Below are 25,732 nucleotides of genomic sequence, written 5' to 3'. Positions count from 1 at the left end.
TTATAAATTTATAATAAATTTTATTAAAAACTTTTATATAGGGGGAAAGCTAAATCTATGAAAATCATTTCTTTTAGCGTCCCCAGGTATTTATCAAAAATAATTTTATTAATAGTTATTATTACATTATGGACCGTAATAAAAACAGAGGTATTTTGGTATAAGGATACCCAAACCTTAAATCCAATATATGAGCTGAATACCGAAAAAAAAATGATAGCCTTTACCTGCAACGTAGCATGGGGGAATGAGTACCTGCCAAACATGCTGGAAATTTTCGATAAAAATAAAATTAAAATCACCTTCTTTATTGAAGGAAGGTGGGCGGAAAAATACCCGGAATTAGTAAAAGAAATTAAGAAAAGAGGACACGAAATAGGGAATCACGGTTACAGTCATGCTCATCATGCCAAGCTGAATTTGATGGACAATAAAAAGGAAATTGAAAAATGTGAACAGGTACTGGTGAAGCTTATCGGTGAAAAAACAAAGTTATTTGCTCCACCTTATGGTGAATTTTCAAAAGATACCATCAAAGCTGCTGAAGAAATGGGTTATAAAGTAATATTATGGTCAATCGATACCATAGATTGGAAAAACCCTGGAGCAAATTATATCATTAATAAAGTATTAAAAAATGCAAATAATGGTAAAATCGTTTTAATGCATCCTACAAAAGATATCATAGAAGCTCTTCCTGTAATAATTGAAAATTTAAAATCGAAAGGATTTATAATAGTTCCTGTAGGAGAATTATTAGAGTAATATGGAAATTTAAGAAAAAGTTGCAAACTACTTTTGAATTTTATATACTTTATTTTAAAAGATTATAAGGTTTGGATGAGGTGCGAATAATTGAAAAAAGTAATAATAAAAATAAAAAAAATTAAAGGTTGCGAAGATTTACCTCTGCCTTCTTATATGACCCCGTCTTCCTCTGGAATGGATCTTTTTGCTGCGGTAGGTGACGAAGTGATGATAAAACCAGGGGAAATAAAATTAATACCTTGCGGATTTATGATGGAATTACCTGAAGGATATGAAGCTCAGATTCGACCCAGAAGCGGATTAGCTTTGAAATACGGGATTACAGTTCTTAATTCCCCAGGTACAATAGATGCAGATTACCGGGGTGAAGTAAAGGTAATTTTAATAAATCACGGAAAACATGATTTTACAGTGAAGAGGGGAGATAGAATAGCACAAATGGTATTATCAGAAGTTATAAAAGCTGAATTTATTGAAGCGGAGGTTTTAGAGATTACCGAAAGAGGAAAGGGAGGTTTCGGACATACAGGCATATAAACTTATAAAATTTTAGTATTAAAATTATCTTTGCCCCCATAGAATATAAATGAAGGGGGGCATGTTTATGAGGTTAAGTGAACTTTGCAGTAAAGAAATAATAAACTTAGAAAATGGCGAAAAAATGGGAAGCAACGGTTATATTGATCTAATATTTGATGAGTTAACGGGGAAAATAGAATATATATTAGTGCCGGGTAAGTTCAGGTTTTTTTCTTTTGGTATAAAAAATTACATACAGATTCCATGGAACTCTATAAAAAGAATTGGCCCGGATATTATTATTATAGAGTTGGAGAAATCTAATTACGGAAATAAAATATAATAATTATTGTATTGGAGGTGCTATTTTTTGTCAAAAAACGAACCAAAGATTCAAATTATACCTCTTGGCGGCCTTGGAGAAATAGGTAAAAATATGACTGTAATTCAATACGAAAAAGAAATACTGGTAATTGATGCGGGTTTGATGTTCCCCGAAGAAGACATGCCTGGAATCGATATTGTAATTCCTGATATTACTTATTTAAAGGAAAATCGCGAAAACGTAAAAGCCATCTTATTAACACATGGGCATGAAGACCATATAGGGGCTCTTCCCTATGTATTGCAAGAATTAAATGTTCCTTTATTTGGGACAAAGCTTACTCTGGGACTGGTTGAAGGTAAATTAAAGGAAAATAAAATCAAAAAAAATGTTTCTATGAATGTGGTAAATCCCCTTCAAACTGTAAAAATAGGTAATTTTACGGTGGATTTTTTTCGTGTAAATCACAGCATACCGGATTCCTTAGGCATTGCTATTCATACTCCTGTTGGTACTATTTGTCATACAGGGGATTTTAAATTCGATCAAACCCCTGTAGATGGTAAAATTGCGGATCTTCATAAATTGGCCGAACTGGGCAGCAAAGGAGTATTAGTACTGCTATCGGACAGCACAAATGCAGAAAGAACGGGTTACACTATGTCCGAAAAAGTAGTAGGAGCTACCATAGAGGAAATATTTGGTATGGCCAAGGGAAGAATTATCGTTGCAACCTTTGCATCTAATATACATAGAATTCAACAGGTCGTAGATGCAGCTTTTAAATACGATAGAAAAGTAGCAATTGTGGGAAGAAGTATGGTAAATACCGTTTCTATTGCAGAAAGCTTGGGGTACATTAATCTTCCCGAAAATATGATACTGGAACTCGACGAAATAAGCCATCTTCCAGAAAATAAGATAGTGATTATAACTACCGGTAGCCAGGGAGAACCGATGTCTGCTTTAACTCGAATGGCTATGTCAGAACATAAAAAGTTAGAAATTTTACCGGGCGATACGGTATTAATAGCAGCCACACCTATACCCGGCAATGAAAAACTTGTCGCAAGAACAATTGATCATCTTTTTAAGCAGGGTGCCGATGTGATATATGAAAAGATTTCTGGAGTACATGTTTCCGGTCATGCAAGCCAGGAAGAACTAAAATTAATGATCAACTTAGTAAGACCCAGGTATTTTATACCTGTTCATGGGGAATTCAGGCATCTTATCCATCATGCAAACCTGGCAAAAGAAGTGGGGATACCTGAAGAAAATATTTTCATCGCCGAGAACGGTAGAATTATAGAATTTTCAAAAGATGGTGCGAGATTTTCCGGAAAGGTAACAGCCGGGAAAGTTCTGGTAGATGGTCTTGGTGTGGGAGATGTGGGAAATATTGTATTAAGAGATAGAAAACAATTAGCACAGGATGGAATAATGATTGTTGTTGTTACAATAGATAAAGAGTCTACTGAAGTCGTTGCTGGACCGGATATTATTTCAAGGGGCTTTGTTTATGTGAGAGAATCTGAACAGCTTATAGAACAAGCTAAGGATATTGTAAAACAGGAATTGAAAAAATGTCAGGAGGAAAATATTACCGAATGGTCATCTATAAAATCTGAAGTCCGAGAAGCCTTGGGGAAATTTCTTTTTGAGCAGACACGGAGAAGACCAATGATACTTCCGATAATAATGGAAGTATAAAATATCATATGAATATTAGATTTACTATTAGTAAAGGCTAATATTAGTTAGAAAACTAATTTGGAAGGATGAAATACTATGGCCTTTACTAATAGAAATAATTCCAAAAATATATCAAAAGAAAACCCAACTCAAGAAATTCCTCTACAAACTTCCGTCACCGATACAATTAATCAATTAGGACAAACGGATATACCTCGTTCGGAAAGCAATATTCACTGTCTTTCTATTGTTGGACAAATAGAGGGACATATAATATTACCACCTCAAAATAAAACAACAAAATACGAACATATTATTCCTCAATTGGTAGCTATTGAGCAAAACCCAAAAATAGAAGGACTTTTGATTATTTTAAATACAATTGGTGGGGATGTGGAAGCAGGACTTGCTTTAGCCGAAATGATAGCCAGCATGAGTAAACCTACTGTTTCTTTAATATTAGGAGGCGGGCACTCCATAGGAGTTCCCATTGCCGTTGCAAGTAACTATTCTTTTATAGCAGAAACGGCTACAATGACAATACATCCAATCAGGTTAACAGGTCTTGTGATCGGTGTACCTCAAACCTTCGAATACCTGGATAAAATGCAGGATAGGGTTATTAAATTTATTGTAAACCATTCAAAAATAACGGAGGAAAATCTACGTAAATTAATGTTTAATACAGGGCAGTTAGCCAGGGATATCGGTACAGTTCTTATTGGTGAAGACGCGGTAAGATATGGAATAATTGATGAAGTGGGAGGGCTTGGTAAGGCGGTAGACAAACTAAAGAGCTTAATTGAAGAAAAAAATAAACCCAAAGGAGTAAATTAAGATGATATTATATACACCGATGCCTTATGAAATAATAATGGAGGGGTTTGAAAAATCCAACGTTAATTATAAAGAAATTTCGGTTGATGTGGACTTAAAACTTATAGTAGAACCAATGGATAATTTTTCTGCTAAAATTATAAGAATTATTAGTTCAAATCCTATGGATTATTTAAATCCGGAATTACAACCGGGGAAAATAATTTTATTTAGAATGCATTAATAAAAAGGCTTAAAAGCCTTTTTATTTTTTAAAAAGGATTTTCCTTCTATATGGAGAATTATTTCTTGGTGGGGTGATTCGGTGAAGACAGTAATTAATAAAAAAAGAGGATTGTTTCAAGAAATAAAAGGAATTGTTTTTGTTTTTTTGGGAATGTACTTTATTATATCTTTATATTTTAAAAATACCGGTGCTGTAGGAAATTTTATTAAAAATATTTTATATTTAATCGCAGGCGAAGGAGCCGTTGTATTCAGTGTAATATTTTTGTTTATAGGTCTTTCTTTATCCTTAAAAATAAATAATAATGAACTCAATCTCAGAACAATGGGAGCAATAATAATTTTTATAGTAGTATCCTCAATCCTTCATTTTAAAATTAAAAACAATATTATCTCGGTAAACCTTACTGAGCTAATTAAAGAAAGTATTCTTTATGCAAAACAGGGCAAAGGTGGAGGAATCTTAGGGGCAATAAATTATTATTTTTTCTTTAAATTATTTGGTTTATGGGGATTCTATATTTTTATTACTGCGCTTTCAAGTATAAGCATAACCCTGATTACAGGGTCTTCGCCTATTGATATAATGCTAAAAACTTTTAAAAGACTATGTAAAAGAAAAATTAAAATTAAATCTCCAATAAAGGAAGAATTAGACAAAATAGAGGCTAAAAATGATTTACAAAGCCCTGCAGCGAATAAATCCTTAGAGATAAATGAGTTACCGATCAAGATAAATAATTTGTCCAATAATAACAAATTTTCGAATGATAAAGATGAAGACAATTTTAAAACTGATGTTGTAAAAAAGAATTCCGTATGCGAAAATTATATTGATTATAAGTTACCGCCGATAAGTTTACTGAAAAAATCCCCTGATAAAGGTCAAAATTTAAGCGAAAAGGAAATTTTAAATACAGCTCAGGTGCTCGAAAATACTTTATTAAGCTTTGGGATTCAAGCAAAAGTTATAGAGGTAGGATGCGGACCTACAGTAACAAGATTTGAGCTTCAACCTTCTCCGGGAGTAAAGGTGAGTAAAATTGTAAGCCTTGCGGACGATATAGCTTTAAGCCTCGCTGTACCGGATGTTAGAATAGAAGCTCCCATACCCGGAAAATCAGCAGTAGGTATAGAAATACCTAACAAAGAAGTCTCAAGGGTATTTCTTAGAGATATTATAGAATCTCCTCCTTTTAAAAATTCTGACTCACCTTTAACTGCGGCTTTAGGTAAGGATATTGCAGGTAAACCAATTGTAGCTGATTTACAGGAAATGCCCCATTTGCTAATTGCAGGTGCTACGGGTTCAGGCAAAAGTATTTGCATTAACTGTATAATTTTAAGCATTTTATTTAAAACTACGCCAATGAACGTAAGGCTATTACTGATTGATCCTAAAAGAGTAGAATTATCTTGCTACAACGGTATACCTCATTTATTGACACCGGTTATCAATGATCCGAAAAAAGCTTCTGCCGCTTTAAATTGGATGGTCAGCGAAATGGAAAGAAGATATCAATTATTTGCTCAAAAAGGTGTAAAGGATATCAACAGGTATAATGAAATTATAGGACAAGAAAAACTACCAAAAATTTTAATAATTATTGATGAATTAGCAGATCTTATGATGGTTTCTCCAAAAGAAGTAGAAGATTCCATATGTCGTTTAGCACAAATGGCGAGAGCAGCGGGAATGCATTTGATAGTTGCCACTCAAAGACCTTCTGTAGATGTAATTACCGGCTTGATAAAAGCAAATATACCTTCAAGAATTTCTTTTGCGGTATCTTCTCAGGTTGATTCCAGAACTATTTTGGATATGGCAGGAGCGGAAAAATTACTGGGTAAAGGCGACATGTTATTCTTACCTATAGGAGCTTCTAAGCCTGTAAGAGTTCAGGGAGCGTATATCAGTGAAAAAGAAATTGATAATGTATTAAATTTCATTAAAAACCAGATGAAACCAACCTATGAGAAAAATTTAGAAGAAATTGATGGCGAAATAGAGCAAAAAAATTACGAAGAATTGGATGAACTATTCAGAGAAGCATTGAAAATTGTTTTTGAAAACGGTCAAGCATCGGTTTCTCTTCTTCAAAGGAAATTAAGAGTTGGATATGCCAGGGCTGCAAGATTGATAGATCAATTAGAAGCACAAGGGATTATCAGCGGTTACGATGGTGCGAAACCTCGACAAGTTTTGATAAACAAAGAGCAATATGATAAGTTAATGAATAAATGATAATAACGAAAAGTCGAAACATATAAATATTGTGAAAATTATGCGATTTCCAGGGAAATATTTTTAAAATTATTAGGGGGGCAAAAAAGTCCTATGGAAATAAATGAAATTAAGAATTTTAAGGATTTGGGTGAGTATTTAAAAAATGAAAGAGAAAAAAAAGGTATAACTTTGGATTATATAGAAAAAGAGACAAAAATAAGGAAAAAATATTTATCTTCTATGGAGGAGGGGAATTTTCATTTAATCCCCGGAGGCGATGTATATGTTAAGGGCTTTTTAAAAAATTATTCCCAAATATGCGGTATCGATTATATATCAATTCTAAATGTATATAAAAACCTGGTTAATAATACTGAAATAAAAAATAAAGAAGAAAATCTTATATATAAAGGGGAAACTTCAAAAAAAGAAATCCAGGAAGTGAAACCAAATAAGAAAAAAATTAAAGCGTGGGTAGTTTGGACTTTTACTCTAATAATAATTGCAGGAATAATATACATTCTTAATTTAAACCCTCTGAACTATTCTTTCAAATCCACAAATAACGTAAATAATTTAAATAATTCGGAATCCGTCATTGAATCCCCCACACCAAATCCTGATCAAGATAACTCTCAAAATAATCAAATGCCGGTAAAGGAAAGCAAGGAAGAAGTAAAAGTTGTGGAAGAGACTGCCAAAAAAATTACTGCTGAAGTTTCATCTGAAAAAATTCGGGCAAATATAAAAGTATTATCTGATAAATGCTGGATCTCGGTGAAAGAAAATGGAAAAATTATATTTGAGGGCACCTTACAATCCAAGGAGGAAAAATACTTTGAATCCACCACTGGATTAGAAATTAGAGTAGGAAATCCAAAGGCAATAGAATTTTTTATATTGAATAAAAAACTACCATTAAGCGGCTCAAGCCCTGTAACTATTTTCATTAATAAAATATAGCTAAAAAATATTACTGCTGGAGGTAAATTCGTGGTTGAAAAAATAAGCTTAATAACCTTAGGATGTGATAAAAATTTAGTAGACTCGGAGTTAATACTGGGAACTCTAAAAAAGGAAGGTTACAGTTTTACCGAAAACATTAAAGAGGCTAATGTAATAATTGTAAATACTTGTGGGTTTATTAAAGCTGCAAAAGAAGAATCTTTAAATACCCTTAAAAAAATTGCCGCACAAAAAAAGAATAATAAAAATGTCTTCCTAATAGCTGCGGGCTGTCTTGCTAAACTTCTCGGAGAAGAAATAAAAAATGAAATCCCTGAAATAGATGCAATAATAGGTTCGGGAGATTTATATAAATTACCCGGAATAATCAAGAATAGGAATAGAACGATTGAGATTAGCGATCACTCTCATTTAATTTATTATAATGAGAAAGATAGGATCTTAAGTGATGCCGTTTCAGCAAACTTAAAAATTGCCGAAGGTTGCGATAATTGTTGTTCTTATTGCGTAATCCCCAGGATAAAAGGAAAATACAAAAGCAGGGATATGGAATCTATAATAAGAGAAGCAAGATATTTAGTTTCAAAAGGAGTAAAAGAAATTAACATAATAGCCCAGGATATAACTTTCTATGGCAAAGATTTATATGGGAAATTCAGCCTTTCAGAACTTCTCAAAAGAATAACTGAGATTCCAGGGGATTTCTGGATAAGATTATTATACGCCTACCCTTCTTATATTGATGATCAGTTAATTGAAACGATTGCAGAAAGCGAAAAAATCGTAAAATATTTAGATATTCCCCTTCAACATGTTAATGATAGGATATTAAAATTAATGGGTAGAAAAACCAGCTCCAGAGAAATAAAAATATTGTTTAGTAAATTGAGGCAAACTATCCCCGATATTGCTTTAAGAACTACATTTATAGTAGGATTTCCATCTGAGAAAAAGGAAGATTTTGAGGAGCTTAAAAACTTTATCTGGACTTATCAAATTGACAGGGTAGGAGCCTTTAAATATTCAAAGGAAGAAGGGACATTAGCCTACCATTATAGATTACATTTATCCGAAAAAATAAAAGAGCAAAGATATGAGGAATTAATGAAAGTTCAGAAACTTATTTCCAAAATCATCAACAAACGTTTTATTGGTAAAAAATTAAAAGTTCTTATAGAAGGATATATAAATGAAAGGAATTTATTTTTCGGAAGAAGTTATAGAGACAGCAAAAATGTAGATGGTGTTGTTTTTGTTAAGGGAAATAATATAAAAATAGGAGAATTTGTAGATGTTATCATAAAAGAAGCATACTATTATGATCTTTATGGAGAAAAGGTTTAAAAAAGAGAGGCTTATTCTAAATATTGCCTCTCTTTTTTTATGACAAAAAAAATTTTTATATGCTATAATATTTGAGTAAACAAATATTCGTTTAAGGGGGATAAAATGAAATTTGAAGATTTAGATGTTAAACTAATAGCTATTGTCTTTATCATTTCTTTTTTTCTTTTGATTGCCGGACAGCAAGTATATAAGAAATACGGTATAGATAAACCATTGTTGGAAGAAATTAAACAAAAAAATTATATAAAAAATGTGGAGATTGAAAAATTTAATGATCAGGTAAATATAAAAATAGAACTCAATAAAGTCGAAAGCTTTAAAGAGAGTTATGAAGATTTAAATAAAACAATTCAAAAATATTTAAAAAATAAACCTTACAGGATAACTATTATCAATAAAAGAGGCGAGCTTAGCAATATATATGAAGAAAAAATAAGATTTATAATTTATGAAGCGCAAAAAACTGGCGAATATGTAAAAATGAAGGATTCGATTGATCAACTTTCTACTAAGAAAAATTTTCATGTAAAAATTGAGTTTGATGAGTATATGAATTTATATTTAACAATGGAAAAAAATAATGAAGTGTTTTATCAAGTTTTATTTGATAAATAAATTTACTCTTAAATTTTTGGGGCATAAGGGGTGTTAACGGTGATTTTTGAAATAATACTCGGATCGGTAATTGCCGTATCAATTTTTCTGTTAATAAATGGAATAAATATTCTTCCAATAATTGGCATCGGGTTGTTTTCAATAGTTTTTTTTAATATTTTAAAGAACACCAATAATATAAAAGTTAGTCAAAAAAAGGATAATAATGAAACAAGAATTACCTTTGAGGATATAGGAGGACAGGATACAGCAAAAAACGAACTTCAGGAGGCTTTAGATTTTATAAAAAATTACGATGAGGTAAAAAGAATGGGTATTAGACCCCTCCGAGGTATCCTTCTTACCGGAGAACCCGGTACAGGAAAAACTCTGCTCGCAAAAGCCGCTTCAAACTATATTGATTCCGCTTTTGTTTATGCTTCTGGTAGCGAATTCGTAGAAATGTATGCGGGTGTTGGGGCTCAAAGGGTCAGGCAGCTTTTTAACACTGCAAGAAATTTAGCCCGCAAGAACTCTAAAAGACACTGTATTATATTTATAGATGAAATCGAAATAATAGCAGGATCAAGAGGTAAAAACAATAGCCATATGGAATATGATCAGACCCTGAATCAGCTTTTGGTTGAAATGGATGGGCTTTCTGCAAAAGATGATGATGTAAATATTTTAGTTATTGCTGCAACTAATAGACCTGATATATTAGATCCTGCAATTTTAAGACCGGGTAGATTTGATAGAATAGTAAAAGTTAATTTACCTGATAAAGAAGGAAGACTTGAGATATTAAAAATTCATACTCAGGATAAGCCTCTCGATGTGGATGTAAATTTAGATGCAATAGCAAAAGAAACCTTTGGTTTTTCCGGAGCTCACTTAGAAAGTTTATGCAACGAAGCAGCTATTCTTGCTATGAGGGAAAAAGAAAAGAAAATAAAGCAGAAGCATTTTTTAGAAGCAATAGATAAAGTAATAATGGGAGAAAAGCTCAAGAGAAAGCCCGGAAAAGAAGAAATCCGGAGAATTGCCGTGCACGAAATAGGTCATGCTTTGGCCAGCGAATATTATAAACCGGGTTCCGTATCAGCAATTACCGTAACCTCAAGAGGTCAAGCCCTGGGGTACATGCGTCAGAAAATGGAGGATGACACGTATCTTTTTACAAAAAGGGATTTGGAAGCAAATATTGCAATATCATTGGCTGGAGCTGCCGCTGAAGAAGTATTATTAGGTGAAGCAAGTACGGGTTCAACGAGTGATATTAATCAAGCTGTAAATTATGCTAAAAATATAATTTATTCCGGTATGTCTTCTCTTGGCACGGTAGATAAAAATACACTGCCGCAGCGCGAACTCTATACGGAAATGGTTAAAATCATAAATAATATAAAGGAAGAAGTAAAAGAATTAATAGAAAAATGCAAGAAGGATTTAACCAATATTGTGGAAATTTTAATTGAAAACGAGAAAATTGATGGAGATACTTTCCGAAACTTATTAAAATCTTCAGAAATCTTTAAAGCTGCTTAAAAAACTTTCAAATCTTATTAGAAGGGTGAAAAAGAATGAAGGCAGAAATAATTTGTGTAGGTACAGAATTACTGCTGGGAGATATAGTAAATACAAATGCTTATGTTATTGCCAGAGCACTGAAAGAAATCGGTATTGATGTGTACTATCACACTGTGGTTGGGGACAATTTTGCAAGAATAAAGGAGGTTTTTCTATCTGCCTTAAAAAGATCCGATATTATTATTACTACTGGGGGATTAGGACCGACCAGGGATGATATTACCAAGGATGCAATTGCTGAAGCATTAAATTTAAAAATGATTATCAATGAAGAAGCATTGATAAAAATTGAAGAATTTTTTAAACGAGTCAACAGGGAATTTACTAAAAATAATCTTAGACAGGCTCTGATTCCTGAAACCTCTCAAATAATTCCTAATGAAATAGGTTTAGCTCCGGGAGTTTTACTTGAAAAAGATGATAAAATTGTTATAATGCTCCCGGGGCCACCTTTTGAAATGGAACCAATGCTTTATAATTATTGTATTCCTTATCTTCAGAAAAAAAGCGGAGCAATAATATTTTCTCGTGTATTAAAATTTTACGGAATAGGAGAATCATCCTTAGAAGAAAAATTAATAGATCTAATAGATTCTCAATCGAATCCTACTATAGCCCCGTATGCAAAAATGGGAGAAGTTACCATCAGGATTACTGCCAAAGCAAAAAATAAAGAAGAAGCTATACAAATGATTATTCCTATAGAAGAAGAAATTAAAAGAAGGGTGGGCAATTACATTTACGCCTTTGATGATCAAAAAATAGAAGATGTAGTAGCAAAAATGCTCATAGAAAAAGGTATTACCATAGCAATCGCAGAATCCTGTACCGGAGGGCTTATTTCCCATAAACTCACCAATGTACCGGGTATTTCAAAATCCTTAGAAAGGGCAGTAGTTAGTTATAGTAACAAATCAAAAATCGAGTTATTGGAGGTAAACCCAGAAACAATCGAAAAAACCGGCGCTGTCAGCGAGAAAACTGCGGAAGAAATGGCAATGGGCATTAGAATTAATGCTAAATGCGATATAGGGCTTTCGATTACAGGAATAGCCGGACCCGATGGAGGCACATTGGAAAAACCTGTAGGATTGGTATATATAGGATATTCGGATAAAAATAATACTTTTTCAAAAAAATTTTTATTCAAAGGCAAAAGACAAGAAATTAAAGAACGGGCTGCAAATGCTGCTTTACAATTATTAAGAGAAAAATTACTGGAATTTTAGGAAGGGTGCATTGCTTTTGAGTGAAAATCTAATTAGAACCTTTATTTCCATTGAAATAGACGAAGATACAAAAAAAGAAATAGCAAAATACTGCAGAAGACTTAATTACATTAAGGGCATTAAATGGGTGGAACCCTATAATTACCATTTAACTCTAAATTTTCTGGGAGAAATACCTGAAATTATAATACCAAAATTAATCGAAATATTAGACAAAGTTAGCCTAAAATACAGTAGTTTTAAAATAGAATTAGGGGATATAGGATTTTTCCCAAACTCTAAAAAACCCAGGGTTTTATGGGTGGGTATTAAAAATCCTGAGCAGGTTATTAATATCAAAAAAGAATTAGATGAATTGTTGAAAAATAGTAATATTTCCTTTGATGAAAAAAGTTTTAAACCTCATTTAACTCTGGGAAGATTTAAAGAGGATACAAAACAGATTTTTCTACCGGAAGATTTAAAATTTGAAATTTCTTTTATTGTGAATTCAATTTATTTAATGAAAAGCACACTTTCAAGGCAGGGTCCTCAGTATTCCGTAATTCATTCTTCTTTCTTCAAAAACAATATTGTATAAAATTTTATATGTTTTTTATTTTACTCATTGTGTATAATTAACTTATTACTTATTATTATTTTATTTTTGGAGGGGTTAATATAATGATGGAAAAGCAAAAAGCGCTCGAAATGGCATTGACTCAAATAGAAAGACAGTTTGGCAAAGGTTCTATTATGCGCTTGGGTGAAGCTGCGGCAAAATTAAGCGTAGAAGTAATCCCAACGGGGGCCCTTCCTCTTGATATCGCCTTAGGAGTAGGGGGTGTACCAAGAGGGAGAATCATTGAAATATATGGTCCTGAATCCTCAGGAAAAACTACCGTTGCTTTGCATATAATTGCTGAAGCGCAAAAAATGGGAGGAATTGCTGCCTTCATCGATGCAGAACACGCTTTAGATCCTTCTTATGCAAAAAAATTAGGTGTAGATATCGATAATCTTTTGATTTCTCAGCCCGACACAGGAGAACAGGCATTGGAAATAGCAGAAGCTCTCGTAAGAAGTGGGGCTGTGGATGTAATAGTAGTGGATTCGGTAGCAGCTTTAGTCCCAAAGGCAGAATTGGATGGCGAAATGGGCGATTCCTTTGTTGGCCTTCAGGCAAGGCTAATGTCTCAAGCCTTAAGAAAATTAGCAGGATCCATTAGTAAATCAAGAACTGTAGCTATTTTCATTAATCAATTAAGGGAAAAAGTGGGTGTTATGTTCGGTAATCCTGAGACTACCCCTGGAGGAAGGGCGCTAAAATTCTATGCATCGGTGAGATTAGAAGTACGAAAAACTAATGTTTTAAAGGAAGGGGACGAAAGTATTGGAAGCAGAACCCTTGTTAAAGTGGTAAAAAACAAGGTCGCGCCTCCCTTTAAGCAGGCTGAATTTGACATTATGTATGGTGAAGGAATTTCTAAAGAAGGTTGTGTTCTGGATTATGCGGCGGATATAGGTATAATACAGAAAAGTGGTGCATGGTATTCTTACGGCAATGAAAAAATAGGACAGGGCAGGGAAAATGCAAAACAATTTTTAAAAGAACACCCCGAATTATTAAGAGAGATTGAGAAAAGGGTAAAGGAAAAATATAATATTCTGGATAAAACCGATATAATTCAAACAAATATAGCCAGCGAAAAAAACTTAGATGAAAGAAAAAAGGCATTAGAACCTAAAGCAACAGAAGGGAATAAAAAATGAAGTTTTTGTTTTTTACCGATACCCATATTAGAAACACGAACCCTCAGGGTAGAAAGGATAACTTCCTTGAAACAGTATTGAAAAAATTAGAAGAAATAATTAATATAGCCCGGCAAACTAATGTGAATGCTGTAATACACGGGGGAGATTTATTCGATAGACCTGATATACCTCCTTCTTTGGTGAGAGAAGTGGTAATTCGTTTAAAAAAATTAGATGTTCCTCTATATATGGTTGCCGGTAATCACGATATGTATGGGCAAAATCCAGCTACAATTAAAAGAACAATGCTCGGATTACTGGATTCAATTAATATTATAAATCTTATAAATCCGGGGCAAAAAATCTTTTTTAAAGAAAACGGCATCACCGTAAGATTGACGGGAACACATTTTTTTTATAATTTGGATAAAGAGTATAAAGAGGGCTACAGAGTAAAAAAGGAAGATTGTGATGTGGCTATACATATTGTTCACGGCATGCTCATGGACAAACCTTATTTTAGAACTTCCTTTTTTACCACTATTGATGAAATTATTAATACCGAAGCAGATATCACTTTATCAGGACATTATCACACCGGATTTGGCGTGAAGCAAATAAACGGAAAATATTTTGTAAATCCTGGAAGTGTAGTTAGAATAGATAGCTCATTAATAGAGATGTCAAGAATGCCAAAGATCACCCTGATTGAGATAGAAAATGATATAAAAATAGAAAATATGGTATTAAGAACCGCTTTACCCGGTCAGGATGTGCTGGATAGATCAAAATTGGAGGAAATGGAATTTAAAGAAAAAAAAATATCAGATTTTATTCAGGGTATTAATTCTGCTTCCAGTTTTAAATCTTATGATTTCACAACGATTTTAAACGAAATCTCTAAAAAAGATAATCTAAAAAAAGAAATTGTGGAAGAAGCTTTAAAGAAGATAGAACAGGCTCAACTAACCAGTTCTTTTGATGGTGAAGACCTTGAGGTGATTTAATGAGCAAAATATTAAGCTTAGAGATTGAAAATTTTCAGTCCCATAAAAAAACGAAAATAGAATTTGATGATGGAATGACAGTAATACTGGGACCTACAGATCAGGGAAAAAGCTCGATTATTAGAGCCTTAAAATGGGTCCTTTATAATGAACCCCGAGGAAGCGATTTTATATCGGTGGGGGAAAATTTTTGCCGCGTTAAATTAACTTTAGAAGATAATACTCAAATTATTAGAGAAAAAGGGGTAAACAGAAATAGATATATTTTAATTAAAAACGGTGAAGAAATGGTTTTTGAGGGATTTGGTAATACCATTCCTCAGGAAATATATAAAGCTCACGGTATACCTAAAATAAAGATAGACAAAGATGCCATCTCCTTTGCAAACCTTTCAGAACAATTAGAAGGGCCTTTTTTGCTTTCGGAAAATCCAGCTACAAGAGCCAGAATCCTGGGGAAGTTAGCAGGAATACACGTACTTGATGCAGCTCTAAAAATTACCAATAAAGAATTAAATGATTATAATTTTAAAGAAAAAATTGTATTACAGAAATTAGAAGAGTTAAATAATAGATTAAATGAATACAAAGATTTATATGAAGTAAAGTATAAATTGGATATCGCTAAGAATTTAATTGAGTTTCTAAAAGTAAAGTTGTCTTCATTAAAGAATTTAATGAGTATCAAAGAAAAATTTCAATATATTTCTGAAGAAGAATACAATATTAATTTATTACTTAAAAGCTTACAGACCGTTGAAGGTGCAGAAGAACTAACAAAAACCGCAGCAAAAAAAACACTATCCTTTAAGCAGCTTTTTAATCTATATCAAAAATTAATTGAACTTGAATTACAAAAACTAAGTATTCAAAAAGTGTTAAATGATACGAAGAATGTTTTAATTGCAGAAAGAATTTTTATAGAAACTAATGACAAAATACAAAAATATAAAAAACTTAAAGACTTTTCATTAAAACTTAATAAATTAGAAAAGGAAAGATTATTAATACTATCAATAATGGAAAAGACAAAAGATGTAAATAAAAGCGAGGAATTTTATACAAAAGCAGAGGAAAACCTTAAAAAATATAAGGATTTGTTGGATATAAAAAATAAAATCGTCAACCTTTCAAAGAATATTAAACAATTAGAACAAAAAGCAAATAATTTTAAAGATATATTTAAGATTGAAGAATACTTAAAGCAATTAGATAATAAGAAAACTCTTCTTGAGAAATTAAAAACACTTAAAGAAGAATTAATAGCAAATCAAAATAATATTAATGAAACCCTAAGGTATTCAGAAAAAATTGAAGATTATTTAACTAAGGAATCTCATAAATACGTTTTTTTAATGAAAAAACTTTCTAAGTGTCCTATTTGCTTTAGCATATTAGATGAAAAGCAAGTAGAAAAAATTGCTGCAGAAATTTTATCAAAAGGAGGCAATGATTAATGGACCCAGAAAAAGAAATCCAGGAAATAAAAGAAAAAATAGATAAAGCTAAAGCTCTTAAATATAGAGCAGAAGCAAAACTTGAGGAACTGCAAAGGCAAAAACAGGATTTACTTGTTGAACTTCAAAAATTAAACGTAAAACCTGAAGAATTGGATAAAGAAATTGAAAGACTCGGTAAAGAAATTGAAGACTTACTTTCCAGGGCAAAAAGTATGCTTCCCGAAAATATATAAATTAGGGGATTGGTGAACCCAAATGGAATTAGAAAAAGAAATAGAAATCCTTGAGCAAAATTATCAGAAATTATTTTTGGATTATACAGTTAAAAAAAATATCAAAGAACAGCTTGAAAACGAAAAAAATAAAACCCTTAAAGAATATAATGAAATAAAAGAAAGAGAAGATATTCTACAACAGGTAAGAATTCTTCTGCAGAAAACCGCAGAATTCTCAAGAGAACAGGTAAAACAACAAATAGAAATATTAGTTACTAATTGTCTACAATATGTTTTTGGATCAAATATAGAATTTAAAATATCTATTGAAGAAGCAAGAAATCGCCCTGAAGCGGAATTTTTTGTAATATCCAATTATAATGGTCAAAAAATTATTACAAAACCGCAGGATGCTCGTGGCGGAGGAGTTGTGGATGTTATATCCTTGGCTTTAAGAATTGCCGTATTAGAAAATATATTTAGTTATAAGAAAGGGCCAATCATTTTAGACGAACCTGCAAAGCATGTCAGTAGCGAATATATACAAAATGTTGCGATGTTTTTAAAACATATAAGTGAAGCTTTTAACAGACAGATAATTATGGTTACTCACAATACCTTCTTAAGCGAAATAGCAGATGTGGCTTATAAGGTGGAATTAAAAGAAGGAAAAAGCGTAGTTACCAAAATAAGGAACGAAGATTAGCACTTGCTTGACATTAAAATTAAAAAATTATAAAATAAACTTGAAGCTTTATTGTAAAAAGCTTTAAGGAGGAAAGACCGAGTTCCCCTCGGTTTTTTATTTTGATAAAATAATTTATGAAAGTAAATAGGAAAGGGTTCTGGGGAGGTGAGTAAATATTAATTTTTCGACCGTATTTATAGTTGGAGCAACGGGTTTAATAACCTTTGCTATAGGTTATTTTACAAGAAAATACATTGCCGAAGCAAAAATTAAATCAGCGGAAGACGAAGCAAAAAAAATTATTTCTGATGCTCAGTTAAAAGCTGAATCTTTAAAGAAGGAAGCTTTAATCGAGGCCAAGGAAGAAATTCTAAAACAAAAAAATGAATTTGAAAAAGAACTCAGAGAGAGAAGAAATGAACTGCAGAGAACTGAAAGAAGGTTACAACAAAAAGAAGAAGCTTTAGATAGAAAAGCTGAAATTTTAGAGAAAAAAGAAGAATCTGTAGCAAAAAAAGAACAGGAGATTAATAGATTAAATGAAAAAGTAAAAGAGCTATTCAATACTCAGGTTGCTGAGCTTGAAAGAATTTCCGGTATGACTACAGAAGAAGCAAAAGAATATCTCTTAAATAAAGTTCGTGATGAAATTCGTCATGAAATGGCAATGATGATTAAAGAAATTGAAACCCAGGCAAAAGAAGAAGCCCAGAAAAAGGCGAAAGAAATCATATCCTATGCAATTCAAAAATGCGCGCCGGATTACGTTGCAGAAACTACAGTTTCGGTGGTAACTTTGCCCAATGATGAGATGAAAGGTCGAATTATTGGGAGAGAAGGAAGAAATATTAGAGCATTGGAGACCTTAACAGGAGTAGATTTAATTATCGATGATACTCCGGAAGCGGTTATATTATCAGCGTTTGATCCTGTAAAAAGAGAAATAGCAAAGATAGCCCTGGAAAAATTAATAATAGATGGTAGAATTCATCCAGCGCGAATAGAAGAAATGGTAGAAAAAGCTCAAAAAGAAGTGGAGAATATAATAAGAGAAGAAGGAGAAAAAGCAACCTTTGATGCCGGCATTCACAATCTGCATCCTGAATTGATAAAATACCTGGGTAAACTTAAATTCAGGACAAGTTACGGCCAAAATGTGCTTTTACATTCTATTGAAGTTGCTCATATAGCCGCAGCAATGGCTGCAGAATTAGGAGTAGATGTTCAGGTCACAAAAAGAGCCGGTTTACTACACGATATAGGTAAAAGTGTAGATCAAGATATTGAAGGCCCTCATGCTCTGATAGGTGCCGAGATTGTAAAAAAATTTGGAGAATCACAGGTAATCATAAATGCTATTGCATCCCATCACAATGACGTCGAACCGACATCTATTGAAGCTATTCTTGTCCAGGCAGCAGATGCTATTTCTGCGGCAAGACCCGGAGCAAGAAGGGAAACTCTTGAAGCATATATAAAACGCTTGGAAAAATTAGAAGAAATTGCCAATTCTTTTAAAGGCGTAGAAAAAGCCTATGCTATTCAGGCGGGTCGTGAGATAAGAATTATGGTTAAGCCAGAAGAAATCGACGACCTTGAAACCATTGAACTTGCTCGAAATATTGCTAAAAGGATTGAAGAAGAACTGGAATACCCCGGACATATAAAGGTTAACGTAATAAGAGAAATAAGGGCAACCGAATATGCAAAATAAAAGTGCGCGAATATTTCGCGCACTTTTTTAGATAATTATAATGGGATAATATTTTTCCATCGTTCGGGGAAAAATAAAGAAAGGTTGTGAAAGGTTTGAAAATATTGTTCATTGGAGATATCGTGGGTAGACCGGGACGAAATATATTAAAAGAAAATTTAAAGAATATCATTGAGGAGTATACGGTTGATTTTGTAATTGCCAACGGAGAAAATGCAGCCGGAGGTAATGGCATAACGAAAAAAGTTGCTGAAGAACTTTTTGAGACAGGAGTTAATTTTCTTACCATGGGCAACCATGTTTGGGACAATAAAGATATTTTTACCTTTATCGATAATGAAGAAAGAATTATTCGTCCCCTTAATTATCCCCCGGGTACTCCCGGCAAGGGTTCAAAAATTATAGAGATAAAAAATAACCTTAAAATTGGTATAATTAATATATCCGGTCGTACATACATGCAAAATTTAGATTGTCCTTTTAGAACCTGCATAGAAGAAATCGAAAAAATCAGTTCTATTACAAATATTATAATTGTCGATTTTCATGCTGAAGCTACTTCTGAAAAACAAGCAATGGGTTGGTACTTGGATGGAAAAGTATCTGCCGTAATAGGCACTCATACTCATGTTCAAACAGCAGATGAAAGAATATTGCCAGGAGGCACCGCATATATCACCGATGTTGGAATGACTGGAGCTTTCAATTCCATTTTAGGAGTCGAAGTTGAAGGTGTCATAAAAAAATTTATAACCCAATTACCGGCAAGATTTGATGTGGCAAAAGGAATAGCACAATTAAATTCTGTTTTAATAGAAATAGAAGAAAATACAGGAAGAGCTACTTCTATTAATAGAATAAATTTATTAAAATAATTTTAAAAAACAAAAGGAATTTTATGTTTTTTAGAGAATAATAAATTAAACAATGTAAAATTTTTAAGGAGGAATTAAAAATGGAAGTATTAAAAGTGTCAGCTAAATCAAATCCAAATTCTGTAGCCGGGGCTTTAGCTGGTGTAATTAGAGAAAAAGGAGCTGCAGAAATTCAAGTAATAGGCGCCGGAGCACTTAATCAAGCAGTAAAAGCTATAGCGATTGCAAGAGGGTATGTAGCTCCCAGCGGAATTGACCTGATTTGTATTCCCGCTTTTACCGATATAGAAATAGAAGGCCAGGAAAGAACAGCAATAAAATTAATAGTAGAACCTCGATAAACCTATAAATAATACTGAACATTATATACATAAAAGTTTTTAAATTAATTTTGAGATTAGATAGCCTGTTTTATACAGGCTTTTTTGATTTCAAGGAGGAAATACAATGAAAATCGACCTTCATATTCATACAAATTTTTCCGATGGTAAACTGACTCCCGAAGAAATAGTTGATAAGGCAATAGAGTTTAAACTCAAAGCTATTGCTATAACAGATCATGATACTGTAGATGGAATAAAGTTTGCTATAGATAAGGCAAGGTTTTATCCTTTTTTGGAAGTTGTACCAGGAATAGAAATTAATACCGACTTTGAAGAAGAAGAAATTCACATTCTGGGATATTATATAGACTATCAAAAGCCTTTTTTACAAGAAAATTTGAGAGAATTACAGAAAAAAAGGGAAAATAGAATCAAGGATATGGTAGAAAAACTAAATAAACTTAAAATTGATATAAAAATCGAAGAGGTAGAAAAAGAAGCAGAAGGCCCTTCAATTGGAAGACCTCATGTAGCAAGGGTACTAGTAAAAAAAGGTTATGTTTCCTGTGTAGAAGAAGCTTTTTCATTTTATTTAGATAGAGGAAAGCCCGCTTACGTTCCCCGTTATAAATTATCGCCCGAGGAGGCAATTGAGCTAATCAAAAAAAGCGGAGGCGTTCCTGTTCTTGCTCATCCGGGATTGATTAAAAATAAAGAATCAATTATAAAAATTATTTTTAAGGGGATACAAGGAATAGAAGTGTATCACAAAGAGCACAATGAAGAAGCGGTAAGATTTTTTATGGAATTAGCCAAGGAATACAACCTACTTATGACAGGGGGTTCTGATTGCCACGGAGAACCTTTAATATTGGGCAGTCTCCCTGTACCCTATGATTTTTTACTAAAGCTTAAAGAATATGTGTATCATAAAATAATTTCATAATTTTGTATACACCAAATCAATTATTTTTGTATTTTTTCTATTAATGAGATAAATTGGAAGGATAAAAATAAATTATATAGAATACATTATACACGAAGAAAAATAATTTAAATAAAGGAATTTGAGGTGAGAGAGTGTCTGAAAAAAAGGTTGAAATTAAGATTGATCTGAAAGCATGCAAAAAATGTGGAATATGTATTGCTTTTTGTCCAAAAAAAGTATTTAACTCCGAAAACGGTAAACCCGTAGTAGCAAATCCGGAAGCCTGTATTAATTGTAAATTATGCGAATTAAGGTGTCCTGACTATGCTATAGTGGTAGGTGATGATAAAGATGACAAATAAGCCTGTATTAATGCAAGGTAATGAAGCCTGTGTAGAAGGTGCAATAGTAGCGGGAATGCGTTTTTATGCCGGTTATCCTATTACACCATCTACAGAAATTGCGGAAATTGCTGCGGAGAGGCTCCCGAAAGTGGGAGGAAAATTTATTCAAATGGAAGATGAAATTGCCAGTATGGGGGCTGTTATAGGTGCTTCCCTTGCGGGTTTAAAATCCATGACAGCTACCAGTGGCCCAGGTTTTTCTTTAAAACAAGAAAACATAGGCTATGCATGTTTAACCGAGGTCCCCTGCGTTATAGTCGACGTTCAAAGGGGTGGACCGAGTACCGGGCTTCCTACTCTTCCTGCTCAAGGAGACGTAATGCAGGCAAGGTGGGGTACTCATGGTGACCATCCTATTATCGTTTTATCTCCATCTTATGTGAGAGAAGTATTTGATATGACCGTACGTGCTTTTAATTTGTCGGAAAAATACAGAACTCCAGTAATACTTCTGATGGATGAAGTTATTGGACATATGAGGGAAAAGGTGATTTTACCCGATCCTTCCACAGTAGAAGTAATAAACAGGAAAAAACCCGATTTATCAAAGATTACTAAATACAATCCATATGAAGATGTGGATGGAGATGGAATTCCCCCTATGGTAAATTTTGGTGAAGGTTTTCCCTATCATGTTACTGGATTAATACACGATGTTTATGGTGCTCCTTCCACTAACCCTGAAGTGACTTTTAAATTGATTTCAAGATTAATGAAAAAGATAGAAAATAATATAGATGACATTATAGATTATGAAAAATTGTATACGGAAGATGCTGAAACAGTTGTAATTTCTTTTGGCTCTACAGCTCGTTCAGTTACAAGAGCGGTAAAAATACTAAGAAATGATAATGTAAAAATTGGAGCATTGAGATTAAAGACGATTTGGCCCTTCCCTAAAACGGCGATTAACGAACTTCCTGATAGTGTTAAAAATATAATTGTAGCAGAGATGAATTACGGTCAATTAATAGAAACTATTGAAGCTACTTCAAAAGGAAAGTTTAACATATTCGGATTAAATAAATTTAATGGTGAACTTATTAGCCCCGATGAGGTAATCAATAAAGTTCGGGAGGTATTAAACAATGCGTAAAAGCCTTGAGAAATATTATAGGACCGAAAGATTGCCCCATATATGGTGCCCGGGTTGTGGTCATGGAATAGTAACAGGAGCGGTAATAAGAGCTATAGACAATTTAAATATTGATCAAAATAAAATTTGTATAGTGTCTGGTATTGGTTGTTCTTCTCGCGCTCCGGGTTATTTAAATTTTAATACCCTTCATACTACTCACGGAAGAGCTCTTGCTTTTGCAACTGGGATTAAGCTTGCTAATCCCGAATTAAAAGTAATTGTTTTAACGGGAGATGGAGACTGTACTGCCATTGGCGGTAATCACTTTATTCATTCTGCAAGAAGAAATATAGATATTACAACTATTATTTTTAATAATAATATATACGGTATGACGAGTGGTCAATACTCTCCAATGACTCCAAAAGGTGCTTTTGCTACCACAGCCCCCTACGGAAATATTGATAGAAATTTTGATCTTTGCAAGCTTGCTCAAGCCGCAGGCGCAACATATGTGGCAAGAGGTACAGTTTATCATGTCCCTCAATTGATAAAGATGATAGAAAAAGCTATTACTCACAAAGGTTTTTCGGTGGTAGAAGCTGCAACAATTTGTCCCACTTATTTTGGCAGGAAAAATAAAGTAGGTTCCCCTGTAAAAATGATGGAAATTTTAAGAGATAACACAATTACAATCAAAGCTGCCGAAAAGATGAGCAAAGAAGAATTAGAAGGCAAAATAGTAATGGGAGAATTTTATGAAGAAACTGCGCCAGAATATACGGAAGAATATATGAAAATTATTAAAAATGCTCAGGGGGTAGAATAGAATGGATGATAGATTTGAATTGAGACTAAGTGGTTCCGGCGGACAAGGTTTGATTCTGGCAGGTATTATTTTAGCCGAAGCAGCAATTATTGATGGAAAAAATGCTGTTCAATCCCAGTCTTATGGACCCGAAGCACGAGGCGGAGCCAGCAGAGCTGAAGTAATAATAAGTAATAGTGAAATTGACTACCCGAAAGTTACAAAGCCTAATGTTCTTCTTGCTTTATCAGAAGAGGCTTTGAAAAAATTTAAAGATAATGTTTCAGAAAAGGGGATAATAATAAAAGATTCCTTACTTTCAAAAATAGATTCTCCCTTTAAAATTTATGAGCTTCCGATAATTGAAACTGCCCAAAATAAAATTGGAAGGTCTATGGTAGCAAATATTGTGGCCCTGGGAGTAATCACAGAGCTAACCGGTATTGTAAGCAAAAAAGCTATAGAAACTGCTATATTAGCAAGAGTTCCCAAAGGAACGGAAGAATTAAACAAAAAAGCTTTATACGCAGGTTTTGAACTGGCAGCAGAAGCTAAAAAATAAAAAGTAACTTACGAAAGGAGGGAAGCATTTAAATTTATTCTAATTTATTCTCTTTAAAATTAAAATAAATAGAGGGGGAGTTTACCATGGTAGAAACCTTAAATCCTTTTGAGATAGTACAAAAACAAATAAAAACTGCATGTGACAAACTCGGTTTAGAAAATTCTTATTTTGAAGTACTAAAAGAACCGGAGAAAGTGTTAACCGTTTCAATACCGGTAAAAATGGATGATGGTTCAGTAAAAACCTTTATAGGATATCGTTCGCAGCACAGCACAGTATTAGGGCCAGCAAAAGGTGGAGTAAGATTTCATCCCGATGTAACAATGGACGAGGTAAAAGCCTTATCTGCATGGATGACTTTTAAATGTGCCGTTATAGGGTTACCTTACGGTGGAGGAAAAGGCGGAATCAAAGTTAATCCTAAGGAGCTTTCAAAAGGTGAACTGGAAAGGTTGAGCAGAGGATATTTTGCTGCAATCAGTCCTATTATAGGTCCTGAAAAAGATATTCCTGCTCCTGATGTTTACACCAACGCGCAAGTTATGGCCTGGTTTATGGATGAATTCAGCAAATTAAGAGGTTATTACTGCCCGGGTGTTGTAACAGGAAAACCAATTGTTATTGGAGGTTCTCTCGGAAGAAATGAAGCTACAGCTCGCGGAGCAATGTTCACAATTAGAGAAGCGGCAAAAAGAGTGGGAATTGATCTTAAGAATGCTACCGCGGCAATTCAGGGATTCGGAAATGCAGGAAGCATTGCGGCAAGACTTTTAAATGAATTGGGCTGTAAAATAGTTGCTGTAAATGACTCCCGCGGCGGTGCCTATAATCCTGAAGGCCTTGATCCTAAAGCTGTTCTCGAATATAAGAACAAAAATGGCACGGTAAAAGGATTCCCTGGTAGCAAGGATATTACCAGTGATGAATTACTATCCTTAGATGTGGACATTTTAGTACCAGCTGCATTAGAAAATGTAATAACGAGCAAAAACGCTGATAACATCAAAGCAAAAATCATAGGCGAAGCTGCAAATGGCCCCACCACACCTGAAGCAGATGAAATTTTATACAAGAAGGGTGTTCTGGTAATTCCCGATATTTTGTGCAATGCCGGCGGAGTAACTGTATCATATTTTGAATGGGTACAGAACTTAATGAACTTTTACTGGACGGAAGAGGAAGTAAATCAAAGGTTAGAGCATTTAATGGTAAAAGCTTTCAATGAAGTTTACAGCCTACATAAGGAATACGGGGTAAATATGAGAGAAGCTGCATACATGGTTGCTATAAAGAGGATTGCAGAAGCCCTGAAGGTAAGGGGCAGAGTATAAAAAAATCCCTCCCTTTTCAGGGAGGGATTTTTAAATAAAAGTTATGATAACTATACATTTTTGGTATGTAAGTTATTACAAATTACTAAAGGATTTTTTTTATAAATATAGAATTTATAAAATATAGAAGAAAGACAGGAGGGTAGTTGTAAATGTTTGACAAAGAAACCCTTAGCAGGATAGAAGCAGAACAAAAAAGATGGGAAGACACAACTTTAAAAAAGACGATTGCGAAAGCACCCGAAAGATACGAAAAATTCTATACCGGTTCAAATATAGA

General features: G+C 33.3%; 27 protein-coding genes. All 27 read left to right on the top strand.

The annotated features are described in order from the left end of the window. Positions 1-57: 57 nt before the first annotated feature. The 27 genes from ATZ99_RS06975 to ATZ99_RS06845 all read left to right on the top strand — a co-directional run bounded on the left by ATZ99_RS06975 (position 58) and on the right by ATZ99_RS06845 (position 25,452). Positions 58-765 (top strand): polysaccharide deacetylase family protein, encoded by a 708-nt coding sequence (locus ATZ99_RS06975; RefSeq protein WP_068748520.1) that lies wholly within the window; start codon positions 58-60, stop codon positions 763-765. 90 nt (positions 766-855) lie between these two features. Continuing rightward, positions 856-1,305 carry a dUTP diphosphatase gene (gene dut / locus ATZ99_RS06970; protein WP_068748519.1) on the top strand — a complete coding sequence of 150 codons (450 nt, stop codon included), beginning with the start codon at positions 856-858 and terminating at the stop codon, positions 1,303-1,305. Positions 1,306-1,372: 67 nt separating this feature from the next. Then, positions 1,373-1,630 (top strand): YlmC/YmxH family sporulation protein, encoded by a 258-nt coding sequence (locus ATZ99_RS06965; protein WP_068748518.1) that lies wholly within the window; start codon positions 1,373-1,375, stop codon positions 1,628-1,630. A gap of 27 nt (positions 1,631-1,657) precedes the next feature. After that, the gene (locus tag ATZ99_RS06960; RefSeq protein WP_068748517.1) at positions 1,658-3,325 is read left to right on the top strand and encodes a ribonuclease J; all 1,668 of its coding nucleotides are present in this window, start codon (positions 1,658-1,660) and stop codon (positions 3,323-3,325) included. 78 nt (positions 3,326-3,403) lie between these two features. Next, the gene (locus ATZ99_RS06955) at positions 3,404-4,144 is read left to right on the top strand and encodes a ClpP family protease (protein WP_068748516.1); all 741 of its coding nucleotides are present in this window, start codon (positions 3,404-3,406) and stop codon (positions 4,142-4,144) included. A gap of 1 nt (position 4,145) precedes the next feature. Then, entirely contained in the window at positions 4,146-4,367 is a 222-nt protein-coding gene (locus tag ATZ99_RS06950; protein WP_068748515.1) for a YlzJ-like family protein, read from the top strand. A gap of 81 nt (positions 4,368-4,448) precedes the next feature. Beyond that, on the top strand, positions 4,449-6,614 hold the full coding sequence (locus tag ATZ99_RS06945) for an FtsK/SpoIIIE family DNA translocase (RefSeq protein WP_068748514.1): 2,166 nt from the start codon (positions 4,449-4,451) through the stop codon (positions 6,612-6,614). Between the two features lie 93 nt (positions 6,615-6,707). Then, positions 6,708-7,559, top strand: a complete 852-nt coding sequence (locus tag ATZ99_RS06940) for a helix-turn-helix domain-containing protein (protein WP_068748513.1) — start codon at positions 6,708-6,710, stop codon at positions 7,557-7,559. Between the two features lie 30 nt (positions 7,560-7,589). Then, a complete protein-coding gene (gene rimO, locus ATZ99_RS06935) occupies positions 7,590-8,906 on the top strand; it encodes a 30S ribosomal protein S12 methylthiotransferase RimO (protein ID WP_068748512.1) in 1,317 nt (438 codons plus the stop codon). A gap of 105 nt (positions 8,907-9,011) precedes the next feature. After that, positions 9,012-9,524, top strand: coding sequence for a hypothetical protein (locus ATZ99_RS06930; protein ID WP_068748511.1), 513 nt, complete (start codon positions 9,012-9,014; stop codon positions 9,522-9,524). A gap of 39 nt (positions 9,525-9,563) precedes the next feature. Then, positions 9,564-11,051: an AAA family ATPase gene (locus ATZ99_RS06925; RefSeq protein ID WP_068748510.1), complete on the top strand. Its 1,488-nt coding sequence runs from the start codon at positions 9,564-9,566 to the stop codon at positions 11,049-11,051. A gap of 35 nt (positions 11,052-11,086) precedes the next feature. Next, complete coding sequence (locus ATZ99_RS06920) at positions 11,087-12,322, top strand: competence/damage-inducible protein A (RefSeq protein ID WP_068748509.1); 1,236 nt, start codon at positions 11,087-11,089, stop codon at positions 12,320-12,322. A 16-nt stretch (positions 12,323-12,338) separates the two neighbouring features. After that, a complete protein-coding gene (thpR, locus tag ATZ99_RS06915; protein WP_068748508.1) occupies positions 12,339-12,902 on the top strand; it encodes an RNA 2',3'-cyclic phosphodiesterase in 564 nt (187 codons plus the stop codon). Between the two features lie 83 nt (positions 12,903-12,985). Continuing rightward, positions 12,986-14,074, top strand: a complete 1,089-nt coding sequence (gene recA, locus ATZ99_RS06910; RefSeq protein ID WP_068748507.1) for a recombinase RecA — start codon at positions 12,986-12,988, stop codon at positions 14,072-14,074. Beyond that, complete coding sequence (locus ATZ99_RS06905; RefSeq protein ID WP_068748506.1) at positions 14,071-15,063, top strand: metallophosphoesterase family protein; 993 nt, start codon at positions 14,071-14,073, stop codon at positions 15,061-15,063. The genes recA and ATZ99_RS06905 overlap by 4 nt, the downstream gene beginning before the upstream one ends. Next, positions 15,063-16,520, top strand: coding sequence for an AAA family ATPase (locus tag ATZ99_RS06900; protein ID WP_068748505.1), 1,458 nt, complete (start codon positions 15,063-15,065; stop codon positions 16,518-16,520). Before ATZ99_RS06905 ends, ATZ99_RS06900 begins: the two co-directional genes overlap by 1 nt. Further along, positions 16,520-16,756, top strand: coding sequence for a hypothetical protein (locus ATZ99_RS06895; RefSeq protein ID WP_068748504.1), 237 nt, complete (start codon positions 16,520-16,522; stop codon positions 16,754-16,756). The genes ATZ99_RS06900 and ATZ99_RS06895 overlap by 1 nt, the downstream gene beginning before the upstream one ends. Positions 16,757-16,778: 22 nt before the next feature. Continuing rightward, positions 16,779-17,444 carry a P-loop NTPase family protein gene (locus tag ATZ99_RS06890; protein WP_068748503.1) on the top strand — a complete coding sequence of 222 codons (666 nt, stop codon included), beginning with the start codon at positions 16,779-16,781 and terminating at the stop codon, positions 17,442-17,444. Positions 17,445-17,601: 157 nt separating this feature from the next. Beyond that, positions 17,602-19,140, top strand: a complete 1,539-nt coding sequence (gene rny, locus ATZ99_RS06885; protein WP_068748502.1) for a ribonuclease Y — start codon at positions 17,602-17,604, stop codon at positions 19,138-19,140. A 95-nt stretch (positions 19,141-19,235) separates the two neighbouring features. Continuing rightward, positions 19,236-20,015 carry a TIGR00282 family metallophosphoesterase gene (locus tag ATZ99_RS06880; protein ID WP_068748501.1) on the top strand — a complete coding sequence of 260 codons (780 nt, stop codon included), beginning with the start codon at positions 19,236-19,238 and terminating at the stop codon, positions 20,013-20,015. An 80-nt stretch (positions 20,016-20,095) separates the two neighbouring features. Beyond that, a complete protein-coding gene (locus ATZ99_RS06875) occupies positions 20,096-20,356 on the top strand; it encodes a stage V sporulation protein S (RefSeq protein WP_068748500.1) in 261 nt (86 codons plus the stop codon). Positions 20,357-20,462: 106 nt separating this feature from the next. Continuing rightward, positions 20,463-21,284, top strand: a complete 822-nt coding sequence (locus tag ATZ99_RS06870; RefSeq protein ID WP_068748499.1) for a PHP domain-containing protein — start codon at positions 20,463-20,465, stop codon at positions 21,282-21,284. Between the two features lie 134 nt (positions 21,285-21,418). After that, the gene (locus ATZ99_RS06865; protein ID WP_068748498.1) at positions 21,419-21,628 is read left to right on the top strand and encodes a 4Fe-4S dicluster domain-containing protein; all 210 of its coding nucleotides are present in this window, start codon (positions 21,419-21,421) and stop codon (positions 21,626-21,628) included. Then, positions 21,618-22,766, top strand: a complete 1,149-nt coding sequence (locus tag ATZ99_RS06860) for a 2-oxoacid:acceptor oxidoreductase subunit alpha (protein ID WP_068748497.1) — start codon at positions 21,618-21,620, stop codon at positions 22,764-22,766. Before ATZ99_RS06865 ends, ATZ99_RS06860 begins: the two co-directional genes overlap by 11 nt. Continuing rightward, the gene (locus ATZ99_RS06855) at positions 22,759-23,577 is read left to right on the top strand and encodes a 2-oxoacid:ferredoxin oxidoreductase subunit beta (protein WP_068748496.1); all 819 of its coding nucleotides are present in this window, start codon (positions 22,759-22,761) and stop codon (positions 23,575-23,577) included. The genes ATZ99_RS06860 and ATZ99_RS06855 overlap by 8 nt, the downstream gene beginning before the upstream one ends. Before the next feature lies 1 nt (position 23,578). After that, complete coding sequence (locus tag ATZ99_RS06850; RefSeq protein ID WP_068748495.1) at positions 23,579-24,118, top strand: 2-oxoacid:acceptor oxidoreductase family protein; 540 nt, start codon at positions 23,579-23,581, stop codon at positions 24,116-24,118. Between the two features lie 86 nt (positions 24,119-24,204). Continuing rightward, positions 24,205-25,452, top strand: coding sequence for a Glu/Leu/Phe/Val family dehydrogenase (locus ATZ99_RS06845; protein WP_068748494.1), 1,248 nt, complete (start codon positions 24,205-24,207; stop codon positions 25,450-25,452). Positions 25,453-25,732: the final 280 nt, after the last annotated feature.

The sequence above is a fragment of the Thermovenabulum gondwanense genome, assembly GCF_001601575.1.
GTDB lineage: Bacteria > Bacillota > Thermosediminibacteria > Thermosediminibacterales > Thermosediminibacteraceae > Thermovenabulum > Thermovenabulum gondwanense.
This window is presented reverse-complemented; position numbering and strand designations above follow the sequence as displayed.